General features: G+C 44.0%; 22 protein-coding genes. 8 read left to right on the plus strand and 14 right to left on the minus strand.

Features of this window, described 5'->3' with window-relative positions; all coding sequences use genetic code 11:
• Positions 1-78: 78 nt before the first annotated feature.
• The 3 genes from L0992_18910 to pepT all read right to left on the minus strand — a co-directional run bounded on the left by L0992_18910 (position 79) and on the right by pepT (position 2,820).
• The gene (locus L0992_18910) at positions 79-921 is read right to left on the minus strand and encodes a mechanosensitive ion channel family protein (protein XGB70087.1); all 843 of its coding nucleotides are present in this window, start codon (positions 919-921) and stop codon (positions 79-81) included.
• A 122-nt stretch (positions 922-1,043) separates the two neighbouring features.
• Positions 1,044-1,511 (minus strand): DM13 domain-containing protein, encoded by a 468-nt coding sequence (locus tag L0992_18915; GenBank protein XGB70088.1) that lies wholly within the window; start codon positions 1,509-1,511, stop codon positions 1,044-1,046.
• A 76-nt stretch (positions 1,512-1,587) separates the two neighbouring features.
• Positions 1,588-2,820, minus strand: coding sequence for a peptidase T (gene pepT, locus L0992_18920; GenBank protein ID XGB70089.1), 1,233 nt, complete (start codon positions 2,818-2,820; stop codon positions 1,588-1,590).
• A 350-nt stretch (positions 2,821-3,170) separates the two neighbouring features.
• Between pepT and L0992_18925 the strand changes: the two genes are divergently transcribed.
• The 3 genes from L0992_18925 (at position 3,171) to L0992_18935 (ending at position 5,622) form a co-directional block, all read left to right on the plus strand.
• Positions 3,171-3,317, plus strand: coding sequence for a hypothetical protein (locus L0992_18925; protein XGB70090.1), 147 nt, complete (start codon positions 3,171-3,173; stop codon positions 3,315-3,317).
• A gap of 429 nt (positions 3,318-3,746) precedes the next feature.
• A complete protein-coding gene (locus tag L0992_18930; GenBank protein XGB70385.1) occupies positions 3,747-4,739 on the plus strand; it encodes an aldo/keto reductase in 993 nt (330 codons plus the stop codon).
• A 148-nt stretch (positions 4,740-4,887) separates the two neighbouring features.
• Positions 4,888-5,622 (plus strand): RNA methyltransferase, encoded by a 735-nt coding sequence (locus L0992_18935; protein XGB70091.1) that lies wholly within the window; start codon positions 4,888-4,890, stop codon positions 5,620-5,622.
• A 96-nt stretch (positions 5,623-5,718) separates the two neighbouring features.
• Here L0992_18935 and L0992_18940 read toward each other — a convergent pair whose 3' ends face one another.
• A complete protein-coding gene (locus tag L0992_18940; GenBank protein ID XGB70092.1) occupies positions 5,719-6,042 on the minus strand; it encodes a ferredoxin family protein in 324 nt (107 codons plus the stop codon).
• Between the two features lie 253 nt (positions 6,043-6,295).
• Here L0992_18940 and L0992_18945 point away from each other — a divergent pair, with 253 nt between their 5' ends.
• A complete protein-coding gene (locus tag L0992_18945) occupies positions 6,296-7,927 on the plus strand; it encodes an NAD(P)/FAD-dependent oxidoreductase (protein ID XGB70093.1) in 1,632 nt (543 codons plus the stop codon).
• A gap of 118 nt (positions 7,928-8,045) precedes the next feature.
• On the opposite strand, the gene L0992_18950 is transcribed toward L0992_18945, so the two are convergent.
• The 3 genes from L0992_18950 to bluB all read right to left on the minus strand — a co-directional run bounded on the left by L0992_18950 (position 8,046) and on the right by bluB (position 12,158).
• Positions 8,046-9,509 (minus strand): hypothetical protein, encoded by a 1,464-nt coding sequence (locus tag L0992_18950; GenBank protein ID XGB70094.1) that lies wholly within the window; start codon positions 9,507-9,509, stop codon positions 8,046-8,048.
• A gap of 201 nt (positions 9,510-9,710) precedes the next feature.
• Positions 9,711-11,366, minus strand: coding sequence for an ABC transporter substrate-binding protein (locus L0992_18955; GenBank protein ID XGB70095.1), 1,656 nt, complete (start codon positions 11,364-11,366; stop codon positions 9,711-9,713).
• Between the two features lie 135 nt (positions 11,367-11,501).
• Positions 11,502-12,158 carry a 5,6-dimethylbenzimidazole synthase gene (gene bluB, locus L0992_18960; protein ID XGB70096.1) on the minus strand — a complete coding sequence of 219 codons (657 nt, stop codon included), beginning with the start codon at positions 12,156-12,158 and terminating at the stop codon, positions 11,502-11,504.
• A gap of 167 nt (positions 12,159-12,325) precedes the next feature.
• Between bluB and L0992_18965 the strand changes: the two genes are divergently transcribed.
• The 3 genes from L0992_18965 to L0992_18975 all read left to right on the plus strand — a co-directional run bounded on the left by L0992_18965 (position 12,326) and on the right by L0992_18975 (position 14,739).
• Positions 12,326-13,531, plus strand: a complete 1,206-nt coding sequence (locus L0992_18965) for a DEAD/DEAH box helicase (protein XGB70097.1) — start codon at positions 12,326-12,328, stop codon at positions 13,529-13,531.
• Between the two features lie 112 nt (positions 13,532-13,643).
• Positions 13,644-14,048, plus strand: a complete 405-nt coding sequence (locus tag L0992_18970; protein XGB70098.1) for a DUF296 domain-containing protein — start codon at positions 13,644-13,646, stop codon at positions 14,046-14,048.
• A 67-nt stretch (positions 14,049-14,115) separates the two neighbouring features.
• Positions 14,116-14,739 carry a 3'-5' exonuclease gene (locus tag L0992_18975; GenBank protein XGB70099.1) on the plus strand — a complete coding sequence of 208 codons (624 nt, stop codon included), beginning with the start codon at positions 14,116-14,118 and terminating at the stop codon, positions 14,737-14,739.
• A gap of 84 nt (positions 14,740-14,823) precedes the next feature.
• Here the strand turns inward: L0992_18975 and L0992_18980 are convergent, their stop codons facing one another.
• The gene (locus L0992_18980; GenBank protein XGB70100.1) at positions 14,824-15,660 is read right to left on the minus strand and encodes a DUF6279 family lipoprotein; all 837 of its coding nucleotides are present in this window, start codon (positions 15,658-15,660) and stop codon (positions 14,824-14,826) included.
• A 283-nt stretch (positions 15,661-15,943) separates the two neighbouring features.
• On the opposite strand from L0992_18980, the gene L0992_18985 reads away from it, so the two are divergent.
• A complete protein-coding gene (locus L0992_18985; protein ID XGB70101.1) occupies positions 15,944-16,117 on the plus strand; it encodes an RNA helicase in 174 nt (57 codons plus the stop codon).
• Between the two features lie 125 nt (positions 16,118-16,242).
• Here the strand turns inward: L0992_18985 and dbpA are convergent, their stop codons facing one another.
• From dbpA to L0992_19015, 6 genes are all read right to left on the minus strand, one after another.
• Positions 16,243-17,622 carry an ATP-dependent RNA helicase DbpA gene (gene dbpA, locus L0992_18990; protein ID XGB70102.1) on the minus strand — a complete coding sequence of 460 codons (1,380 nt, stop codon included), beginning with the start codon at positions 17,620-17,622 and terminating at the stop codon, positions 16,243-16,245.
• Between the two features lie 148 nt (positions 17,623-17,770).
• The gene (locus L0992_18995) at positions 17,771-18,679 is read right to left on the minus strand and encodes an aldo/keto reductase family oxidoreductase (GenBank protein XGB70103.1); all 909 of its coding nucleotides are present in this window, start codon (positions 18,677-18,679) and stop codon (positions 17,771-17,773) included.
• A 232-nt stretch (positions 18,680-18,911) separates the two neighbouring features.
• The gene (locus L0992_19000) at positions 18,912-19,499 is read right to left on the minus strand and encodes a hypothetical protein (protein XGB70104.1); all 588 of its coding nucleotides are present in this window, start codon (positions 19,497-19,499) and stop codon (positions 18,912-18,914) included.
• A 211-nt stretch (positions 19,500-19,710) separates the two neighbouring features.
• Positions 19,711-20,655, minus strand: a complete 945-nt coding sequence (locus tag L0992_19005) for a phosphate ABC transporter substrate-binding protein (protein XGB70105.1) — start codon at positions 20,653-20,655, stop codon at positions 19,711-19,713.
• Positions 20,655-21,293, minus strand: coding sequence for an OmpA family protein (locus tag L0992_19010; GenBank protein ID XGB70106.1), 639 nt, complete (start codon positions 21,291-21,293; stop codon positions 20,655-20,657). Before L0992_19010 ends, L0992_19005 begins: the two co-directional genes overlap by 1 nt.
• Positions 21,293-22,606 carry a TolC family outer membrane protein gene (locus L0992_19015; GenBank protein XGB70107.1) on the minus strand — a complete coding sequence of 438 codons (1,314 nt, stop codon included), beginning with the start codon at positions 22,604-22,606 and terminating at the stop codon, positions 21,293-21,295. The genes L0992_19010 and L0992_19015 overlap by 1 nt, the downstream gene beginning before the upstream one ends.
• Positions 22,607-22,639: the final 33 nt, after the last annotated feature.

The raw sequence follows: 22,639 nt of genomic DNA on the forward strand, positions 1-22,639 counted from the left end.
ACAAAAAAGCCGAGAGTCGATGATATCGCTCTCGGCTTTCTTTTTATTCGACTAGTTTACTCATAATTGAAACCAGAATTATGCGGTAGCTGGAAACTCTTCAGCGTACGCTTCCATGAAGTCTTTGCGAATATCCTGCTCTAGGTGAATCGCTTTTTCAGTTGGGCAGAAAATCATAAAGTGGACTTCTTGCTCACCCGTTGAACTGCTCGTGATGTGGATATGTGGCTCAGAACCCGGAAGGTCGACGCCAGCGTGCTTTTCAATCACACCGTTATAACGACGAGCAACATCGATAAACTCTTCACAATGCTCTTCAATTTTGACGATAAGACCCGGCACCATTGGGTACAGGTTAACGAAGTCTTTCACTGTCACGGTAAAGCTGTGGTAAACGTAACGCTTCATGAAGTTGAGGTTCTTTACAGGGTAAGTAAAGAACATGCTGTTAGGCAGCGTAGCGGTCTTGCCAGTGAAGTGGTATTGCCCATGATACAAGTCGATTTCTTGAATCACAGTCGCCATCAGGTTGTGTTCAATCACCTCGCCACTGATTTTACCCACCTCAATCCAGTCACCAATTCGAAACGAACGTGAACTCGCACGTTGAATAGAGCCAGTAAAACACAAGATGATCTCTTTCGAAGCCACAACTATTGCAACGGCAATCGCAGTCACAGACAGAGCAAACTCACTGATTTCAGATTTCCAGAGAATAAACAGCGTAATAACAATAATCGCAAAGGTGCCGTTTTTGGTACGAGACATCCAGTTACGTTGGTCTTCGCTAAGGAAAGCGACATCGCCTCTGATACGAGACAAGGTAATTCGGCGGATGATTAAAATAAGACTGATAATCAGCGCACTAAAAATAAACTTATGAGCGAGTAGGAAATCTATTACTTGCCACACTTTTTCCATTACTTAATCCTTAGCATTACAACAGTTAGCTTTAACAACAAAGCAGCCGTAACGGCATTATAAAAAAGCGCTCAAAAGTAGAGCGCTTTCTTTACGTGCCTAAATCAGCTTAGCTAAGGCTATCATTTTATCTGGGCAGAAGTAATAAATTGGCCAAAAGTTTCACACCAAATCACAACGGTATTAAATCGATTAAGATCAACACCTTTTGGAAGCTCAACCATAAATCGGTCGAATGTTTTTACATCGCCAACTCTCAATAACTCGCTCTTGCTGTCATTGAAAGCTTGTTCGGTTTCAATAAACTTAGGAGAGAGGTAAACCTTGTAGTCCGGCCCCGGCGCCAGTTCGCCTTCAAACGCAATCGCATTTTCTGAAACCGAGACTATGCCCTCTCCCCAATGCAAGAAATCACTGTCTTGGCGATCTTTACTGAATTCACCCGTATAAATAGCTTGTTGTGAGATGGCTTCAACTGAACTCGAAGATGGAGAGTCAGGCTCAATCAAGATAGGCAGTGCATAAACACCAAGCCCAAAACCAACAGCACCCACGGCTAGGTGGGTGCAAAGTAAAACTAACTTTTTCATCGCGTACTCCCTTATGCTTAAAGAGAGTATTATTGAATACTCTCAAAAATACAAAGAGATATCGCGTTATAGGCCGCTATTTCTGGTAATGCAGAGCAGTACGTTGAGACAGTTCCACAATCACTTTCACCGCCTGTTCCATACCTTGGATAGTAATGAACTCATGAATACCGTGGAAGTTATAGCCGCCAGTAAAGATATTCGGACATGGTAGCCCCATGAACGATAGGCGAGCACCGTCTGTACCGCCTCGAATCGGTTTGATCATCGGCTCTACATCGCACTCGATCATCGCTTGCTTCGCCAACTCAATAATGTGCTGATGAGGTTCAACCATCTCTTTCATGTTGAAGTAACTATCAGTCAGTACCAACTCAACATGCCCTTTCTCTAGGCGCTCGTTCAGTTCATCGACTTTCTGTTGCATAAACACCTTACGTGCTTCTACGCCTTCACGCTCGAAATCACGGATGATATAACCCAATTCAGAGCGAGCGACACCCATTTCAGCCGACTTCAAATGGTAGAAACCTTCATAGCCTTCTGTGCATTCTGGGGTTTCTTGTGCTGGCATCATCAATTGGAATTGCGCAGCAATGTTCATCGAGTTCACCATCTTACCCTTTGCGGTACCCGGGTGAACGTTTACTCCGTGGCAGATAACATCAGCACTTGTGGCATTGAAGTTCTCAAACTCCAACTCACCGACTGGACCACCATCAATGGTGTATGCCCATTCAGCGCCAAACTTCTCAACATCAAACAGGTTCGCACCGCGACCGATCTCTTCATCTGGCGTGAAACCGATGCAGATGTCACCGTGTTTAATTTCTGGATTCGCCTTTAGGTAAGCAATCGCGCTGATGATTTCAGCGATGCCCGCTTTGTTATCGGCACCCAGTAACGTCGTGCCATCGGTCGTAATAAGGTCATGACCATGCAGAGTATCAAGATCTGGGTATTGGCTTGGGTTTAAGCATTCTCCACTTGTACCTAGCTCAATCATTCCACCTTGGTAATCTTTAATCACCTTCGGCTTCACGTTTGCGCCTGATGCGTCAGGAGCGGTATCCATGTGCGCGACAAAACCAATCGCAGGTACTGGGTAATCGACGTTCGACGGCAGTTTTGCCATCAAATATCCATTTTCATCTAAAGACACATCAACTAACTCTAATGCGATCAATTCTGACTTTAAGGCTTCAGCAAAGGTGATTTGACCCGGTGAACTTGGGCACTGCTGATTAGAAGGATCGGATTTGGTATCAAAAGTAACGTAATTCAGAAAACGTTCTACAAGCTTTTCCATAATTCATCTCACCATGGATTAAGTAATTGATTTACTGACTTAATACTTAATATAGGTAAGTATTTTATTGTTAGGAAATTACCTACGCGGAGTCAGTAGCGAGGTTTTTCATCTTACGCCCCTGACCATCTATGTAATTGCTCTAAATCATTATTGTGCGAAATTAGACGAGCTTCCTATACTTGAAATCAGAGGGTTTCGTCAGTTCCAATATTGCATACGGATGATAAGCGATTGCTTTGTACGCATTCTACGCCCTCCGCTCTCAGCCTAAAAAAAGTACAAAGTGGATGATGATCACAATTTATCCCTGATGCAGAATCTGTCATACGTTACACGGAGACACAGTTATGACGATTAATAAGTATTTTATTTTTTCTCCTCAAGCCTCTGAGGAAGCACTTCAACCAGTATTGACTGAGAAAGAAGTTCAAAGGCAGGAAGCTCTAAGGCTCGCGCAATCCCAAGGTGGGTTTGATACCAACGCGACCTCGTAACTTGATAATACTCAGAACGTATTTATAGAACCCCTAATAAAGAGCTCTACTTCTCTATGATGTAGAGCTCTTTGTCTATAGACCTTTCTTCTCTATTTCCAATAAACCCTATTCAGGCGTCAGCCTATCCTAGCCTTTTACTTTCCGACCTTCGCCTATACCTGTATCTATAGCTGCACCTATAGTTACTCGAGTACATCGCCATCTCGTTAGTCACGCTGAGAAATGACTCATTAAACTTCCCCAAGCCATACCTTGTCGTGCCATTTTGTGCTAATAATTCATATTCGTTTTCATTCCTCACTCGCCCTCTTTTCAAATACTTTTATGCGAGTACCAGAGAACTTAACCACAGGAATCCCGAACTCAATGGAATATTCAAAACTAGGAAGTAGTCAAATTCCCGTTTCCCGAATCTGTCTTGGTAGCATGACTTGGGGGCTGCAAAACACGCAACAGCAAGCCGACCAACAGATCGAATACGCATTAAACCAAGGCATTAACTTTATTGATACGGCAGAAATGTACGCGGTTCCACCTTCCCCAGATACCTACGGAAAAACAGAAGCGATCATCGGTAACTGGCTGTCTCGTAACCCGCAACGCCGCCAAGAGTTAATCATTGCGAGTAAAATTGCGGGTCCAGGACTGCCTTGGGTTCGAGATGGTGGCCCGATAACGGGTGAAGCCGTGATCGCCGCGGTTGATGCGTCATTACAACGCCTGCAAACCGACTATATTGATCTTTACCAACTTCATTGGCCAAATCGCACTACACCTCACTTTGGTAAGCATTTCCCTAATCACATTCGATTCAGCGATATCGACCGAAAGCAGCATGAAGCAGAGATGTTGGAGATCCTTCAAGCATTAGCGAGCTGTATTAAGGCGGGTAAGATTCGTCATGTCGGCCTTTCAGATGACACGACTTGGGGCATTAACACGTACCTTAAGTTGAGTGAGAAGCACGATTTGCCGCGCATGGTCTCTATTCAGAATGAATTCAGCCTACTGCACGCGAAAGATTGGCCATATTTGATTGAGAACTGTGTGCATGAAGATGTCGCTTACTTACCATGGTCACCTTTGGCTGCAGGCATGTTAAGTGGTAAATACATTGATGGTGCAAGACCGGAAGGCAGTCGCTGGACGTACATGCAACGTAAAGGCATTTTCCGTGACACTGAATCTGCAAACGAAGCGGTTAAAGGTTATGTTGAAGTGGCAAATGCTCACGGGTTTACGCCGAGCCAATTGGCATTAGCGTGGTGTAATCAAGTCGACGGTGTTACCTCGACCATTATTGGCGCAACCACCATGGAACAGTTGAAAGAAAACGTAGCAGCATTCAGCAAACCGCTGTCAGAAGAGATCCTTACCGATATCAACACGGTGTTTAAGCGCTACCCTGCTCCGTATTAAGCTGTCAGTTCACTCAGCTTTCTACGTTCAGTTTGAGTAACCCCCATAAGAGCGCGCTATTTAGTGCGCTTTTCTTTTTTTAAGTCGGTCGCTTTTGGTTCTCCAACCTTTGCTCTATAATGCGCGGGCTTATATCTAGGATAAAAACATGATTTCAAAAAACCAATTAAAACTCCTTCGTGCTTTGGGCCAAAAGAAACAACGTAAAGCCCACGGCCTGTTTCTAGTTCAAGGTGAAAAGAACGTTCTTGAACTGTTCAATAGTGACTTAGTCGTAAAGAACGTCTTCGCTACTGCTGATTTCTTATCTGAGAATCACGCATCACTGATTGAGTTTGATTGTGTTGAAGCCTCGCTAGACGACCTAACCAAAGCAAGCACTCTAGTAAGTAACAATGCAGCGATTGCTGTGGTTGAGATTCCAAAGATTGAATTACCAGAAGCGACAGGCTTAATGATTGCGCTGGATGGTGTTTCTGATCCAGGTAACCTAGGTACGATTATTCGCGTGGCAGACTGGTATGGCATCAAGCATATCGTTGCGAGCAGCGATTGCGCAGACCCATACAACCCTAAAACGATCAGTGCAACTATGGGTAGCTTTGGCCGAGTACACGTAAGCCAAACGGACTTACCTGCTTACTTAGAGCAAGCGAACCTACCGGTTTACGGTGCTTTCTTAGAAGGTGAAAGCGTTCATAAGACTAACTTCACTGCGAACGGTATTTTGCTGATGGGTAGCGAGTCTCACGGTATCCGTGAACACGCCGCTAAGTTCGTGACTGACAAGATTACGATTCCAGCATTCGGTGGCGCTGAATCATTAAATGTAGCGATGGCGACAGGTATCATCCTCGATAACATGCGTCGTCAGCATAGCTAGACCTCTAGGCTAACGAGCCAATCGACAGTGATCAGATATTAAAAAAGGCGTATTGATTAAATCAGTACGCCTTTTTATTTGAGTTCTTTTCAACAATTACTTTTCTAGCATTGCCAACTTATCAGACACACCATTCCACTTTTCAGCGTCATCCATCGGTGCTTTGACTTCCGTTTGCACAGGCCAAATCTCAGCAAGCTCTGCATTCACTTCGATAAAGATCTTTTGATCTTCTGGTAATTCATCTTCTTGGAAGATCGCTTGAGCATCACATTCAGGTACACATAAACCACAATCGATGCATTCGATTGGGTTAATTACCATGAAATTCGGGCCTTCATGGAACGCATCTGCGGGACACACGGCCACACAGTCTGTGTATTTACATTGAATACAGTTATCGCCTACGACAAATGCCATGATGCTCTGCTCTATAAGTTAGTCAAAATTGAAGAATGGGGATAATACTCATCCCAAAGCAAAATTCAACATCATACGGCTCTAATATCGTGTCTATTTGCTCCATGTTTCCAAATTAGTATGACAGATAAATCAATTTCTCGTAAAATGCGCGCCATTGTGAGCTTATCGCTTCTTTCAACCTCAGCGTTTTCATCAAACCTGAGTCTAGAAGTGGTCTAGCTAAGACACCTATAAAAAACGAGACATCGAAATGATACGTTTAACCGAAATTAAACTTCCACTAGACCACGAAGAGTCTGCTATTCAAGACGCGATTGAAGCGAAGCTTGGTATTAACTCTGATCAGGTACTTTCTTTTAATATCTTTAAACGTGGCTACGATGCTCGTAAGAAATCGAAGATCCTACTTATCTACACGCTGGATGTTCTCGTTGAAAACGAAGCTGAACTATTAGAGCAATTCATCAGCGACCCGCACGTAAAAGTGACTCCAGACATGGAATACAAATTCGTTGCTAAAGCCGTTGAAAACCAAACTGAGCGCCCTGTTGTTATCGGCTTTGGCCCTTGTGGTTTGTTCGCTGGTCTAGTGCTTGCTCAAATGGGCTTCAACCCAATCATCGTTGAACGTGGTAAAGAAGTTCGTGAACGTACTAAAGATACCTTTGGTTTCTGGCGTAAGCGCACACTGAATACAGAATCAAACGTGCAATTTGGTGAAGGCGGCGCAGGTACTTTCTCTGACGGTAAACTATACAGCCAAGTGAAAGATCCAAAACACTACGGCCGTAAAGTAATCGAAGAGTTCGTTGCAGCTGGCGCACCAGAAGAAATTCTGTACGTAAGTAAGCCGCACATCGGTACTTTCAAGCTGGTTACCATGATCGAAAAGATGCGTGCTTCTATCATTGAACTAGGTGGCGAAATCCGCTTCAGCACTCGCGTAGACGACGTTCACATGGAAGACGGTCAAATCACTGGCTTAACGCTGTCTAACGGTGAAGAGATTAAGTCTCGCCACGTTGTACTAGCAGTTGGCCACAGTGCTCGTGACACGTTCGAAATGCTACACGACCGTGGCGTTTACATGGAAGCAAAGCCTTTCTCTGTTGGTTTCCGTATCGAACACAAGCAATCAATGATTGATGAAGCTCGTTTCGGCAAGAACGCTGGCAACCCAATTCTAGGTGCGGCGGACTACAAGCTGGTTCACCACTGTAAGAATGGCCGCACTGTATACAGCTTCTGTATGTGCCCAGGTGGTACTGTGGTTGCTGCAACGTCTGAAGAAGGCCGCGTAGTAACAAACGGCATGAGCCAATACTCTCGTGCAGAACGCAACGCAAACAGCGCCATCGTTGTTGGTATCGACCCAGAACGCGATTACCCAGGTGATGCACTGGCGGGTATCCGTTTACAACGTGAACTAGAAAGCGGTGCTTATGTTCTTGGTGGCGAAAACTACGATGCACCAGCACAGAAAATCGGTGACTTCCTTAAAGGTCGCGATCCAAGTGCAATCGGTGAAGTACAACCGTCTTTCACACCGGGTATCCACCTAACAGACATTTCAAAAGCGCTGCCTGATTTTGCTATCGAAGCAATTCGTGAAGCAATCCCAGCGTTCGAGAAGAAGATCAAAGGTTTCTCTACACCAGACGGCCTACTAACAGGTGTTGAGACTCGTACATCTTCTCCTGTATGTATCAAACGTGGCAAAGACTACCAAAGCATCAACCTTAAGGGCTTCTTCCCTGCAGGTGAAGGCGCAGGCTACGCAGGCGGCATCCTGTCTGCTGGTATCGACGGTATTAAGGTTGCGGAAGCACTTGCGCTGTCTATGGCAGAACAAAACCAAGCTGAGAAGATTGAGATCGCTTAAGGTCTCATTACAAAGCGACTAATACCGCGATTGATCAAAAAGAAAAATCCAGTGTCTGCAGACACTGGATTTTTTATTGGAAACAATTTATCGGTGTTAAGTACTCACTCGAGTAGCCTTACTCGCAGCTTTCTTTTGACCAGTTAACCCCATCATCTGAACATTCAAATCGACTTGTCCCATTCTGGTAGTAATAACCTTTAGTCCAGTTACCTTGAGAATATCTAGACGTTATCGTTTGAGTATAATCAAACGGCGTATTTTCAATGTACGCATATTTATGTCTATTCCAACTATCAGAGCCATATGAACTGTTGTCATTAAAATCGACCGATAGGTAACTTAGTGCATCAAAGTCGCCGCGAGAGACACTATTCAATGTATCCCCTAGATCAACCCACTCTGGGTGTGGCGCGTTGTTCTCAAAATTAAATTTCGCTTGCACCTGAGTAAACTGATCTTTGTAATCACCAACAATGTCTGCCGTCAAGGTTTGCATAAAGCCCGCACCAACGTCTTGACGAGAACAACTTTCCCAATCAGGTTGTTGAGACCCAGCACGGTTCATCACACCAAAGGTAGTCAATGAGTTAGGCAGAACCTGCTGCTTGATGGTCTCTTGTACTGAACACGAGTACTGCGCCCCATCGCTACTCAATGAGAACAAAGCTTCCTTGTCATACTCTAAGCCATTTTTCTTCTGACCATTACGCTCAAAATGTTCACTTAAAACCAGTTCTGTCTGCAAGTCGGCTGAAACTTCATGTTCGATCACAATCAGCTTGTCCGCGGTCATCACTGTTTTAACTTTGTACCACTTATTAATTTCGTTCTTCTTGGAGTAATCCCAATGCTGCCAGTAATAATCAACATAAGCTTGCTGGGCTGTTGGGTTCTCTTTTTGAATCTCTTTGGTCTCTTGATACGACTTTTTAATGGCAGGCATCATCTTCTGCGCTAAATCGTAGAGCTCAGTGTTTTGAGCTTTGATGAAATCACCATACAAGTCCTCTACGGCAATGTTGTATCGGTTCGCAATTCGGAAGTCATGCTCTTTCACATTTTGGATAATGCTATTTTGGGTGTTCACCGCTTGCTTCAAAGCAGAGCAACTATTTAAACCACCTTTATACAAGTCGGCTTGGATTTCATTCCATAAAACGGTGGTCAGTGGTGTCGTAGACTTAATTTCTTGGTTGGAACTCACCGTCATTACAGGCGGAAAGATTAGCTGATAAGGTTCAGTAATGGGCGAGTTGGGGCTATCCGCATCAATAGCGCCTACAGGCACGTTCACTACGATTGGGGCGTAGTCCATACAGTCTGAGTTAGAGCCCGTTAAAGATAACTCATAGCTGCCTTCATCGTCCGTGATACTGCTTGGCTCACCTTCATCTAACACACCATTATAATTGATGTCCAAAAACGCGGTCGCCCCTGAAATATAACCATCGATAGCCACACCTTGTAATGTTTTCGTTTGCGGTGTTGGAGTATTGTTACTGCTGCTACCACCGCCCCCTCCGCCACAAGCCGTAAGGCCACCAACGATAAGTACAATAGAAATAAGCTTAATTTTCATTCGATGAGATCCTAATGAAATAAATTTATGAATAGGAGTGTCATTGGGGGGGATGACTGGGAATGACTTTGATAGTCATGTTGAGTCATAGTAACGTTCGGTGTTAAAAAGAAACATGAAAGGGTGAAAGGCAATTAATGCATGTTTTCGTTTTGACCGAAAAGCTAACTAGGAAACGAAATGCACTCAAAAATAGATGAATTACTTCTCACTTGAAGATATCCAAAGCTTATAAAAATCACTATAGCCAGTTTGGTTTATCTCAACGCCATGAACCTCAACACTATTAAACACCTTCTCTTTGCCGTGAAATAACGGGCAAAGTAACTTCTGTTGATAAAGCGAATGTTCAATTTGCTTCAACTCATCAAAAGAGTTATCACAACTGACTGCTGAACGAACTTTCTTGCAATGCGTCTTCATCTCCGAATTGTTGAAAATGAACCTGAGACCAGATGAAGCAAGTAGCCAATCGTAAAGACCATACTCTTTTGGCTGTTCGATAATTTCTTCAATAAATAACAAGTCTGCCGACTCACTCATTGAGCTAGGATCACTAATATTAGGAAGTTCCATCACTTCAATCGTCACGCCAGTCTTTGCAATAGTTTGATGAAGCCAGTCCGCCGTATCTTGAAGTAAAGGAATCGTCATTTTAGGTCGCGTTAATACAACCGTCCCCGTCAAAACAGGGATGGGATGACTACACGTTAATTCGCTAGGTGAGAAAGACAAGTCATCCGTCACCATATCAGCATCAAACTCTTTACTGCTGGACTTGATATACGAGACCAAGCTGTCTAAGTCTTCAAGGGTAATACCTGACTTCTCCCTACGATTAACCGCAAGGTAGGAAAGTGCATTAATCGTGGTTTCTTCGGCAACGCCCGATTTATTGAAACTCAGGGTGTGATCATTTAAGCCTTCAATGTCGGTCAGCGTTATCTGTTCTAACAAGGCATTTTGAGCGAAGTAGCCACGGTGACGTTTGAGAACCAACCGCTCTTCGCTCCAGTCGTCTAACGAGAAAGGACCAGTCCCCAGATAAGCACTTCGGCCACTAGAGAAGTACGTCCGCTTGCAACGATAAATAGACGCGTGTGCACTGCACAACGTATAGAGAAACATAGGATTTGCGTGCGTTAGTTCGATAATCAGTTGTTTATCATCCACCACTTGTACATCACGAACCTGTTCAAATAAAGACTGCACCGGACCATCAATGCTTTTTAGCCGCAACAAACATTGAGCAACATCTTTGGCATTTAAAGCATCGCCATCATGAAATAACACATTTGGCCTTAACCAAAAATGCAGAAAGCGCCCTTCGATCTTCCAATGATGTGCGAGGCTAGCTTGAGGCTTACCCTCATGATCTTGGATTAACAGAGTATTGTAGAGACTTCTTAGGATGTGATGTTCAGCCGTTCTGTACGTTTCGGCGGGCTCAAGGTTGTCGACCCATGGATATTGGGTAATCAGTAAATGGTCATTTTGCTCATTGAACAGACTATGTTTTTCAGTCGCTAACGTCAGTGCTTTTATTGCAGGTGCACCATAGTTTTCTAGAAAGCGGGGAATAGCGTTAAAACGACCGTTCTCTAAATGCTGTACCAAAACTTGTTCTAACGCTTCGGAAAAACTGACTAGGATTCGGAACTGGCTAAGCTTGCCTCGACCTTTAGATGGAATCCAACAAATCCAGTGATACTCAGACAAGCACTTAAGAATGATCGAAGTGTTTCTACGAGAGGTCGACAGCGAATGCTCTAGATCATCTATCGTGAGGTGATACTCTTCGCCTAATTCATACTTTACAATAAGCTGCTGAAGTCTACGTAAATTAGCGTCGTTCATAAGATTCCAGACTGAAGCGATTAATCAAGTGTCATTAATATCAGTATGGATTTATAAATTCAACCTTATACTGAATATCCCACCACGAGCTTTGTTAGTTAATTCAATAAATTACTAAGATATAAAAACCTCGAGTTACTCAATGTTACTTGGGTTCCACTTCCCTTCGTGAATCGCGGAATTAACGTCTCTTCTTGGTAACCAGCCCATGGTTTCAAGTTCGGGTTTATCTTTAAAATGATCAACGTAGCCGATACATAAATACGCCACGATATCGATGTTTTCTGGGATATCTAATGCGTCTCTCAGTGTTGAGTCGTGGAGAATGCTCACCCAACCCAACCCTAGGTTTTCTGCTCTGGCCGCGAGCCACAAGTTTTGAACCGCACAGACTGTGCTGTATAAGTCCATTTCTTGTTTGATGGTTCTACCTAGCACGACCTTTCCGGTTCGATTACGGTCGCAAGTCACGCAGATGCCGATAGGTGATTCAACGATACCTTCCAACTTTAAGCGCTTATACATCGCCTGCTTTTCGTCGGTAAACATTTCTGCCGATTCAGCATGCGCTTGATTGAAGCCCGCTTTAATTTGTTGCTTGGTTTCGATATCACGAACAACGACAAAGTCCCAAGGCTGCATAAAGCCGACACTGGGCGCATGGTGCGCGGCAGTTAACACACGCATCAAAACGTCTTCAGGGATCTCATCAGGAAGAAACTGACCACGAACATCTCGGCGAGAAAAAATCGTTTTATATACTGCTTCGCGTTCATTCGGCGTAATTTCCATACTTCCCTGTCTTATCGTCGTCTTATTGAGCCAGTATTATCCAACTAAAGTGTCTATGTTACTAGCGGTACACAAGCAACATGGTAGAATGCCGCCATTAATCTTATCCTTGTATAAGATTGTTGAACCTTTCCATCGCTATTTAGCCAAATCATACCGAGAAACTTATGCCATTTTCCAAGCTTGGATTAAGCTCACCTATTGTTAAAGCCGTTGCAAAACAAGGCTACGAAAAGCCAACTTCGATTCAAGAAAAAGCAATTCCAATTGTACTTTCTGGTAAGAACCTTATTGCGGCAGCACAAACAGGTACAGGTAAAACTGCGAGCTTTGTTCTCCCTATCTTAGAAATGCTAAGCAAAGGTGAAACGCAGCGTAAAAAACGTATTCGCGCCGTGATTCTCACACCTACTCGTGAGCTAGCTGTTCAGGTTGAACAGAACATCACTAAGTACGCGAAGTTCCTAAACCTAACATCATTAGCGATGTACGGTGGCGTGTCTTACCAACACCAGAAAGATCGTCTGATTGAAGGTGTTGATATTCTGGTTGCAACACCTGGCCGTTTGATCGACATGTACGGACAACGTGCCGTTCACTTTGATGAAGTTGAAGTCTTGGTTCTTGATGAAGCAGACCGCATGCTAGACATGGGTTTCATTGAAGACATCAACAAGATCATTGCGCGTTTACCACAAGACATCCAAAACCTACTGTTCTCAGCAACACTTTCAACGCCAGTTCGTGCGCTAGCGAAAAGTGCTATCAGCGAAGCAGAAGAAATTTCTATTGCGAAAACTGACGCGTCTAAAGCGAACATTGAGCAATGGTTGGTAACAGTAGATAAAGACCGTAAGTCAGCACTATTGAGCCACATGATTATCGAAGGTAATTGGGACCAAGCGCTTATCTTTATCGAGACCAAGCACGGCGCTGCTAAGTTGGTTGCTCAACTTGAAAAGCGTGGCATTCAGGCTGAAGCGTTCCACAGTGGACGTAGCCAAGCGATACGTGAAAAGATCTTGGCTGACTTCAAGAAAGGTCGCCTAAAATATTTAGTAGCGACTGGCGTTGCTGCTCGTGGTATCGATATCGATAACCTGAGCCGCGTAGTCAACTACGACCTGCCTTTCCCAGCAGACGACTATGTTCACCGTATTGGTCGTACTGGCCGTGCTGATGCATCTGGTGAAGCGATCTCTTTCCTATCAAAAGACAACTTCAAAAACCTGTGCATTATTGAAAAACGCCTTGGTCACCTGATTGAGCGTCGTGTAGTGGAAGGTTTCGAACCACGCAAAGAAGTGCCTATTTCAGTGCTGAACTTCGTTCCTAAGAAGAAAAGAGAACAGCAAGAGAAAGAAGGCAAGTAAACTATCAAAGCTTAACTGGTTGCGATAACGAGCTAGCTAACCTATGACCTAAACGAAGCCCTATGTGGCTTCGTTTTGTTCTTTGATACACAGATAAAACAGAGGTATTGAGATGATTACTCCTATCGCAACGAGATTAACCCGAGGACAAGACCTAAAGCTTGAGATCCAGAGGCTAGTGACAGCGCATAATATCTCGGCAGGCTCTATCGCATCTTGTGTCGGATGTGTTTCTCAGCTCAATATTCGCTTAGCTAATGCCAACAATACCAAGCTAGTTCAAGCTCCGTTCGAAATCGTATCTGTGATGGCAACGTTAACGCCTAACCACCAACACGTTCATATATCCGTTGCTGATGAGAATGGTGATGTGATTGGCGGGCACCTGCTAGAGGGGACGATTATCGCAACCACCGCTGAATTGATTGTTCACCGCTACGATACTTTGACCTTCAACAGAGAGCATGATGATACGACGGGTTACACTGAGCTCACTATCAGCAGTAACACACAATAGCTTCACTGATAGCAGCACCAAACGCCTCATATAAAGCGATACTACCCAATAGCAATTAGGAAACACGATGGATCCAAACTCCGCAGACTCCGTTATCGTTCTCGATTTCGAAACCACAGGCTTATCACCAAATATGGGTGACCGAGCGATTGAAATCGGTGCGGTGAAACTCGTTAACGGCGAAGTCGTCGACACCTTCCAACAGCTCATGAACCCAGGGTTTCGTGTCAGTGGATTTATTGAAGGTTATACCGGAATCAGTAACCGTATGTTAAGCACAGCGGCCAGTTGCAGTGAAGTAATGGATGAGTTTGCAGATTTCATTCAAGACAGCCAACTTGTCGCTCACAATGCCTCATTTGATAAGCGCTTTCTTGATGCGGAATTAGATAATATTGGTCGCGATTACAATGGACAATTTGCCTGCTCAATGCTGATTGCTCGTCGTCTAATCCAAGACGCACCAACTCATAAGCTAGGCGACCTTGTGCGTTTCAAGAATATCGACAACGACGGCACTTTCCACAGAGCGTTAGCCGATTCAGAGATGACAGCACGCTTATGGTTATTGATGATTGATGAACTGCAAAGCGACCACGGAATTCAACAGCCAAGCTTTCAACTGATGCAAAAAATATCTAAGACAGCGAAAGGCTCTATTCCAAAGCTGTTGATGAGTAATCGAGGTTAAACTCTTACCATACGATAATGATTGAAAGGCTGATGGGTTTAACACGATCAGCCTTTTTAGTTACTAACGAAGCTTACCCGTCCCCTACTCCTGCAGTGTCACCAGCGTTGATTTAAGACTCTCTAATTCATTCATGAAATAAGACCATTGCTTATCACTACTGATTGCGGCGATATCCACCAAGAATTTGGCTGATGTCTGCATATTCTTATTAAGCTTAGATTCCAATTCGTCTGGATAATAAGCTTCGTTGTTCAGAAGCAAGTTCATAATAATTGACTGAGCGATATGTAGGTCACTCTTCTTTTCCATCAGTGTTGTGAAATCTTGGTAGGTATTATTTTGATATTGGCGCCAGTTATCGTTGGTATTTACCCACTCTTGAGACCAAGTATATATAATCTGTTTTTGTTCTTTCGATACCGATCCTAGCCATCGCTCTAGTCTCTCTTCTATCCGATTCCGATATCGCTCTCTGGAATCTTCGTCATTCAACGACAACCTTTCTTCGTAATAATCTTGCTGCTTTTCTCTAAAGTTTTTTAAGAACTCGCTATCTTGCTTAGCGCTAAGTTGCATACTTAACGCATAAACGTCGGGTGCAAACTTATTAACGATCGCGCGAATATGATTTTTAATTTGCTCACTTTGGTCGACGATAAACGCAGAATTCATATCAGGACGAGTAATACTTTGTATCGCTTCTAATTGCGAAATGTACAATGGGAGTTGAGTTTCTTTATGCCAGGCTTGCAATGAGTCTAGACGAGCTTCTAGCTCGGACTCTTGACTATTGGATAACGAAACAAAGTCTTCGATATAGCTGACCGCAAACCAACTGATATTGTTATAGGCGAATTTCGTCCCACATCCCGCAAATAGGAAGCACACCAATATCATTAACCAACGGCATTTTCTCATACACCCTCTCACAACCCTTTACTGTTCAGCGAACCTGTAAGTAGCTTTATCAGATTCACTCTTGATCTTATAACATTAGCTATAAAAGCAGCTGATCGTAAAAACTTTCAGATAAATTGAGACTTCACCTTGATAAACCGTCTATTTAGGCAAATGATTAAACTAAAAACAATTAACAGCAGTGATATAACTTGAATTTTATTACTCATTTGACGTAATACGAACCCTATAAAAGAAAACGGGTTAGCGTATTTTCAAATGATTGATATTTGGGAGGCAAGCTATGGCCGCTATTCCTGAGCACCCAAGCGATTTAGAATATGAGCTTTGTTATTTTGATGATGGTTCAATAACCACAATCACGATATTCGTTCACAATCGACAGGAAGCGATGAATTGGTATGTTAGCGAAGGAAAACATATCAACGATCTTTATTCGATAAGACCCGATGAATAATGCTTTGATATAGAGGACAAGGTCGATAAACCTAAGAGAAGAAACTTGAGTGGCATTTTGTGAAACACCCTTTACCGCTTCGCCGTTAATAATGGCAGCTCGCAGTAAAGGGCTTCAGTCTCGAATTACTTCAGGATTCGGGCGCGGAATTGACGACCCTTCATTTTACCTGATTCGATCTTGTTCAGTGCTTTCTTAGCTACAGAGCGTTCTACAGCAACGTAAGCACGCATTGCGAACAAGTTGATCTTACCTACTGATTTACCATCAATACCACCTTGACCAGTCAATGCACCAAGAATATCACCAGCACGAAGCTTAGCTTTCTTACCGCCATCAATCTGAATGGTTACCATGTTTGAGTAGTACGGCTTAGCAATAGGTTTTGCTGGAAGCTCAGATGGCTCAATCGGCATATCCATGTACTCATCAATTTGAGCAACACGGTACATTTCTTTCTCGCTAAAGAAGCTGATAGCGACGCCTTTGCTTCCTGCACGGCCAGTACGACCAATGCGGTGTACGTGAACTTCAGGGTCGCGAGACAATTCAAAGTTGAATACTGCGTCTAGGTTATCAACATCAAGACCACGAGCCGCAACGTCTGTCGCAACTAGAATAGAGATCGTTTTGTTTGAGAACTGAACCAATGCTTGGTCACGTTCACGCTGCTCCATGTCGCCATGAAGTTCGATAACGCTGAAACCACGGTGGCTTAGCTCATCGTTTACATTCTGTACTTCTTTCTTAGTGTTACAGAACACAACCGCTGATTCTGGTTGATGATGAAGTAACAACAACTCTAGAGCGTCATCACGAGCTTCAGAACCTTCTAGCTTGTAGAAGTGTTGCTGGATGCTTGAGTGGTCGTGCGTTGACTCAACCTTCACCATTTCTGGGTTACGCATAATGCGATCTGCAACAGATTTGATCTGTTTAGGGAAAGTTGCACTGAATAGCAGAGTTTGGCGCTCTTTTGGTGCCGCTTCAATCACTGCATCCAAAGCGTCTTGGAAACCCATCTCTAGCATGCGATCCGCTTCATCTAACACAAGTGTGTTCAGCTCAGACAGGTCGATGCGGCCTTTCTCTAGGTGGTCAAGAATGCGACCAGGAGTGCCTACAAGAATGTGCGCGCCATGCTCTAGTGAACCAATCTGTGGGCCCATTGGCATACCGCCACATAGTGTCAGCACTTTAATATTGTGAATACCACGAGCAAGAGTACGGATCTCTTTTGCTACTTGGTCTGCAAGCTCACGAGTCGGACATAACACTAAAGACTGAACACGGAAACGCTTAACGCGTAGGTTCTGCAGCACGCCTAAACCAAAAGCAGCTGTTTTACCTGAACCCGTTTTACCCTGACCGATAACGTCCTTGCCATTTAGGATAGTAGGAAGACTTAACGCTTGGATCGGCGTCATTTCAGTATAACCAAGAGAATCTAACGTATTTAGAAGCTCTGGTTTAAGGGCGATTGAAGAGAATTTTGAAGTGCTCAATGGAAATATCCAACTGGTGAAAAACAGAGTGCATTATGAGTGTTTTTGAAAATTATTCCACCTTAATCACAGTTTTGAAGAAACATGTTAGGCGAACACAAAAAAGCCAGCTTTGTTAGCTGGCTTTTGCTTCTATACGAATTGCTTCCTATGGCACACCGTGACCTTTAGATGCAACCCATACGCGGTACCACTGCTCGCGAGTCAGTTCAATTTTCAGTGAATCAACGGCAGTCTTCACACGTTCAATCTTACCTGAGCCAATAATCGCAATGGGATTAGATGGTAAACGGCGAACCCAAGCGTAAATCACTTGATCAATGCTGTCTGCACCCACTTCTTGACGAATCGCTTCTAGCTCATCACGAACGCGAATCGCTTGTGCTGAATCGCCACTGAAGATGCTACCACCACCGAGACAAGACCATGCCATTGGGCGAATACGGTTCATCTGCAGTTGATCTAGCGTGCCATCATGGGCAACTTCGAAGTTCAGTGGGTTAATTTCAACTTGGTTGGTTACTAATGGCTTACCAAGGCGAGATTGAAGCAATTCGAACTGACGCGGTGAAAAGTTAGAAACACCAAAGTGCTTAACTTTACCGACCTTATGCAGCTCTGCGAACGCTTCAGCTACTTCATCGGCGTCCATCAGTACATCTGGGCGGTGAATCAGCAATACGTCGATATCGTTAACACCTAAGCGCTCTAGTGAGTTATTTACTGATTGGTAAATATGGTGCGCGCTGGTGTCATAGTGATTGATCTTACGATCAGGAGTGTGGTCACCACACAAGTTGATATCGCACTTGGTGACGATTTGGATATCATCACGAAGGCTCGGCTCAAGCGCTAATGCTTCACCAAACAACTTTTCACATTGGTAGTTACCGTAGATATCCGCGTGATCAACAGTTGTGATGCCAAGATCAATGTGCTGCTTAAGGAAAGTCAGACGTTGTTGCGGGGTCATGCCCCATTCAGCTGTACGCCAGTATCCTTGCACCAACTCAGAAAGTTCTGGGCCTTGTGGCGCTGTCGTTACTCTTGCAACCATGGGTTGTCTCCTTTATCAATACTGAACGTATCCTAAGCTCGTTTTACCGAAGGCTCAACGTATAACAAATGGCAAAAGTAAACGCTTGCCAAAAATGTGAGAGCCACAGAAAAACGAACACTTAAATGAATAATAACTTGCTGTCTGCCCGTGAACCGTTGTTCCAAAAGGCTTGTTCTCTCTAATGAACTACAAAATAATGAATTACGAAAGCATCTATAAATTTGAGCAATTAAAAGCGATTTAGTTCAACCGTTAAGTTATCACCATCACTCTGTAACTGAATCCAAGGAGAAGACGAACTAGCAGATGATGAGTTAGGAACGTTCCATAAACTCACTTGATCGGATGAATGGTGTGGCGCATTAATAAATTCTACGAGCTGCTTATCTACCTCATCAAAACCAACGCCCTCACGTTTTGCGTGTTCGAGTTGAGAGATGACATCGAACTCATCTGCCCCAATACGAATAGAACTCAGAGCAAAGCCATCTTGACGAAGGTAAGCCTGAAGCTTGGTGTAACTTAAGTTTGAATACGGCAAGCTTAAGCGAACCACTTTAATACTTGATTCACCTAACTCCAGTTCAACGTAAACATCCAGATCGTAATATTTGGTTTGGTCACTGCACAGCAGAGTGCCTTCTATGTCACCACAATCCATGAGATCGATATCGTTGATATAGTTTTGAGCACTTGGTTGATCTGAACTTGTGTTGAATACCGTTCGCAGCCACCAGCTTTCGGTTGCTTGTACGGAGAATGCAATGGCATTCAAAACCAGTAACAAAGGTGAGATTAAGACAGGAAAAGTTCTCATTAATTGTGCTTATTTCGTGCGGCATGAAGCGTTCATTATACGCGACCAATCAACAAACAAACGCCTGACCGACAAATTTTAAGCGAAAAAAAACGGGCATACATGCCCGCTAGATAAATTCTATCGCCGAATAACGTAATCCGTCACGTTGAGAACCATTACGGAACTAACAATACCATTCCGATGATTCACATACAATACATCATACCAATTATTTGTAGCCACCTTCTATTGCTGGCTCTTCAAGCGATAGCCTTACTTTATTACGTTGAATGGCTTCTGGCGGCAAACTGATGAAACCGTATTGATTCAACACGCTTTGATGTTCTTCCGACAAAGTAAGCCCAACAAAGAACTTCTCTTGCTCAGTAAACCCTTTACGATGCGCTGGAATATTCAGGTACATATAATAGACCGTGGCTAGTGGATAACGACCAGAGAGGATCGTCTCTTTGTTTAAGTCGTAGTTCACCCCTAGATTATCAACGACGCTCAGCCATTTCACATCTGAGATTTGATCTGAGTAGACGGTGTAACCAATCGCGGCATCTTCGTCTTCAATCTTGTTAATCAGATCAGGCAAATCCGCTAGGAATTGAGTATGGGCATATTCTCCCTCCGTTCCACACTCGACCCAACTTGAAAAGGTAGTATGCCCCTTCAGGTTATGATCAATGGCGAAGGGCAGCATATGAGTATCTAGGCTTTCACCATTACGGATATCACTGCTTGGTGACCATTTGGGATGTTTAGGGTCGTTAGAGCAACCAAACACATCGATAAGTTCAGCGACACTGATGGATGTTGCAGGGTTATTCTCATTCGCTAGAATCGCAATCACGTCAGCGGTAAACATCAGCTCTGTCGGCCTATAGCCGTAGCGCATGTCGAACCTAGCCATCTCTTTGTCAGTCCACTTTTTGGAAGTAATACCAACACGTGAGCGTTGCATGATCATCTGCTCTGGGACGCTGTCACTCAGCAAGATCTCTAGGTCGATCTCTTGGCTCTTAAGTAAGTCTTCAACAAGGCCTTGCATATTCGGCTCAATCGCGACCAAACCAATTTCACTGGTATCATTCGCGAACGTCGATGCCGAGAACAACATAGGTACAGCAGCAAGCAGTAAGCCGGATTTATTAGATAGACGTTTCATTACTGGCCTCCTACTGGGTCAATCGATGTCTTAGATTCAACATCGCTGTTACTGTCGAGTTGCATCTCTGAAGTGAAGATATTCCAAGATGGGTTCACTTCCATGCTCTCTGTTTTTAATACTGCAATAGTCCTGCGCTTACGCTTATGAAGATGCTGAGTTAAGCTGGTTATCTGAGTAAATTCTTGTTCGAAAATTCGCTCACCATCGATGCCTCTGTCGATCAACGCATCTCGAATCACACCAGTCCTTTTCTTCGCCAGTGCCTTGTTATAAGTGTTTGTACCCTCTGAACTGGTATCGCCAACTAAAGTCACCGATGCATCTGGCTGTTCACCCAGTAAACGAACAAGTTCATTGAGTACCGCAGTATGTTCAGGTTTAAGGTCATACTTATCGAAATCAAATGCCACGCTTAACACTTCAACATCTTCGACGATTTTCCAATTGGCACAACCTTTAATGTCTACCGTCACACCTTCTGGAGTATCGGCACAAAGATCGCGTTGGTTAATCACGCCATCACGGTCATCATCCGCTAGATCATCAATTTGATGGCGAGTCATTGTCGTGTCGGGCGTTTCTGCACAACCCATTAGCAAGATAGAACTAAGTAGCGCTAGTTTAAAATATCTCATTACTTGTTCTCCCCTTGCCACTCTTCTGGATGTTCAACCCTTAACGCGTAGGTCAACATGCCCATCGCGTTCAGTACGCGGTATGCCGCTAACGTTTGATCATATTCTGTGCTGATGAAGTTTCTTCGAGCCAAGAACACTTCCACTTTTGCATCCAACACATCTAATAGACTTCGTCTGCCTACATTGAATTGTTGGATGTAACCCAGTTCTGCAATTTTGGCCGCATCTACGTTCTGTTGAAGTAGAGACTTTTGTTGTTCAAGCATCTTGTAGGCGTTCCAAGCAAGCTGGGTACCCTCTTTCACTTCACGCTCGGTTCTCACGCGAATTGCTCTTGCCTCTTCGACACGCCACGCTGACGATTCCACTCGAGAGTCGGTAGAGAAGCCGTTAAACAGATCATAATCCATGGTCAGCATGATTCTCGCGTCTTCATCAACACCGCCCGGAGGGTTAGACACGTTGTCATTTTTGTTGGCATGAAGTTCCAGTTTTACTTCTGGATAGTAATCGCCTTTCTCTCTACGCATCTCTTTACGAGCAGCATCGATATCAAGCAAAGAGGCTTTGATTTCTGGGTGATTCTCGACAGCTTGTTCAAGTGCGACCTGTGCTGAACTTGGTAATAGAGCGTAGTCAAAACGGGGATAAACCAAGTTCACAGCAGGCTTGCCCACTAAACGTAGATACTGAGTTTGCAAATCAAACAGGTTATTTTGAGCGGCAATTAATGAAGATTGCGCTGTCGCAACACGAGCAGAGATTTGAGCCAAATCTGAGTTACTGCTCAAACCTTTGCTCTTTTTATCTTGGATATCTTGATAGATCTCTTGGTGCTCTTTTACGTTACGCTTAGACAGTTCAAGCAGCGTCTCTGCTTTTAGAATATCGAGGTAGTTTCTCACCACATCTAACGATACATTTTCAGCACGTGAAATTAGGGTTAAACGCTCTGCTTCAGCTTCGAACGTGAGTCGGTCGACGTTCGAAGTCGTTTTAAAACCATCGAACAATAGTTGGGAGACTTTTACACCGATTTCAGTTCGCGTTAAACCACGGTCATCGGTGTCGAGTTTGCTACCACTGTTGTAGCGCGTCTCTTCATAACCTGCAGCCGCGTACAAATTGACTTGCGGCATATACAAGCCGCCTGCAGCGTCACCGTCTCTTATCACCGATTGGTATCGGGAGTACTGCGCCAATATCTCTGGGCTATAGTCTATGGCAAAGGCCACGGACTCTTCCAATGAGGCTGCTTGAGACAGCCCGCTCATCAGTAAGCAAGAAGAGAGTAAGAATTTTGAATGCATTACACTTCCTTTTATATTTATGCTTTAACCCAC

Origin of the sequence: Vibrio pomeroyi (assembly GCA_041879425.1) — a bacterium.
GTDB classification, from domain to species: Bacteria; Pseudomonadota; Gammaproteobacteria; order Enterobacterales; family Vibrionaceae; genus Vibrio; species Vibrio pomeroyi_A.

Bases quoted from the DNA above. Each gene is read 5' to 3' on its own strand.
- L0992_18910 (XGB70087.1), bottom strand. From the start codon at position 921: ATGGAAAAAGTGTGGCAAGTAATAGATTTCCTACTCGCTCATAAGTTT.
- L0992_18915 (XGB70088.1), bottom strand. From the start codon at position 1,511: ATGAAAAAGTTAGTTTTACTTTGCACCCACCTAGCCGTGGGTGCTGTT.
- pepT (XGB70089.1), bottom strand. From the start codon at position 2,820: ATGGAAAAGCTTGTAGAACGTTTTCTGAATTACGTTACTTTTGATACC.
- L0992_18925 (XGB70090.1), top strand. From the start codon at position 3,171: ATGACGATTAATAAGTATTTTATTTTTTCTCCTCAAGCCTCTGAGGAA.
- L0992_18930 (XGB70385.1), top strand. From the start codon at position 3,747: ATGACTTGGGGGCTGCAAAACACGCAACAGCAAGCCGACCAACAGATC.
- L0992_18935 (XGB70091.1), top strand. From the start codon at position 4,888: ATGATTTCAAAAAACCAATTAAAACTCCTTCGTGCTTTGGGCCAAAAG.
- L0992_18940 (XGB70092.1), bottom strand. From the start codon at position 6,042: ATGGCATTTGTCGTAGGCGATAACTGTATTCAATGTAAATACACAGAC.
- L0992_18945 (XGB70093.1), top strand. From the start codon at position 6,296: ATGATACGTTTAACCGAAATTAAACTTCCACTAGACCACGAAGAGTCT.
- L0992_18950 (XGB70094.1), bottom strand. From the start codon at position 9,509: ATGAAAATTAAGCTTATTTCTATTGTACTTATCGTTGGTGGCCTTACG.
- L0992_18955 (XGB70095.1), bottom strand. From the start codon at position 11,366: ATGAACGACGCTAATTTACGTAGACTTCAGCAGCTTATTGTAAAGTAT.
- bluB (XGB70096.1), bottom strand. From the start codon at position 12,158: ATGGAAATTACGCCGAATGAACGCGAAGCAGTATATAAAACGATTTTT.
- L0992_18965 (XGB70097.1), top strand. From the start codon at position 12,326: ATGCCATTTTCCAAGCTTGGATTAAGCTCACCTATTGTTAAAGCCGTT.
- L0992_18970 (XGB70098.1), top strand. From the start codon at position 13,644: ATGATTACTCCTATCGCAACGAGATTAACCCGAGGACAAGACCTAAAG.
- L0992_18975 (XGB70099.1), top strand. From the start codon at position 14,116: ATGGATCCAAACTCCGCAGACTCCGTTATCGTTCTCGATTTCGAAACC.
- L0992_18980 (XGB70100.1), bottom strand. From the start codon at position 15,660: ATGAGAAAATGCCGTTGGTTAATGATATTGGTGTGCTTCCTATTTGCG.
- L0992_18985 (XGB70101.1), top strand. From the start codon at position 15,944: ATGGCCGCTATTCCTGAGCACCCAAGCGATTTAGAATATGAGCTTTGT.
- L0992_18995 (XGB70103.1), bottom strand. From the start codon at position 18,679: ATGGTTGCAAGAGTAACGACAGCGCCACAAGGCCCAGAACTTTCTGAG.
- L0992_19000 (XGB70104.1), bottom strand. From the start codon at position 19,499: ATGAGAACTTTTCCTGTCTTAATCTCACCTTTGTTACTGGTTTTGAAT.
- L0992_19005 (XGB70105.1), bottom strand. From the start codon at position 20,655: ATGAAACGTCTATCTAATAAATCCGGCTTACTGCTTGCTGCTGTACCT.
- L0992_19010 (XGB70106.1), bottom strand. From the start codon at position 21,293: ATGAGATATTTTAAACTAGCGCTACTTAGTTCTATCTTGCTAATGGGT.
- L0992_19015 (XGB70107.1), bottom strand. From the start codon at position 22,606: ATGCATTCAAAATTCTTACTCTCTTCTTGCTTACTGATGAGCGGGCTG.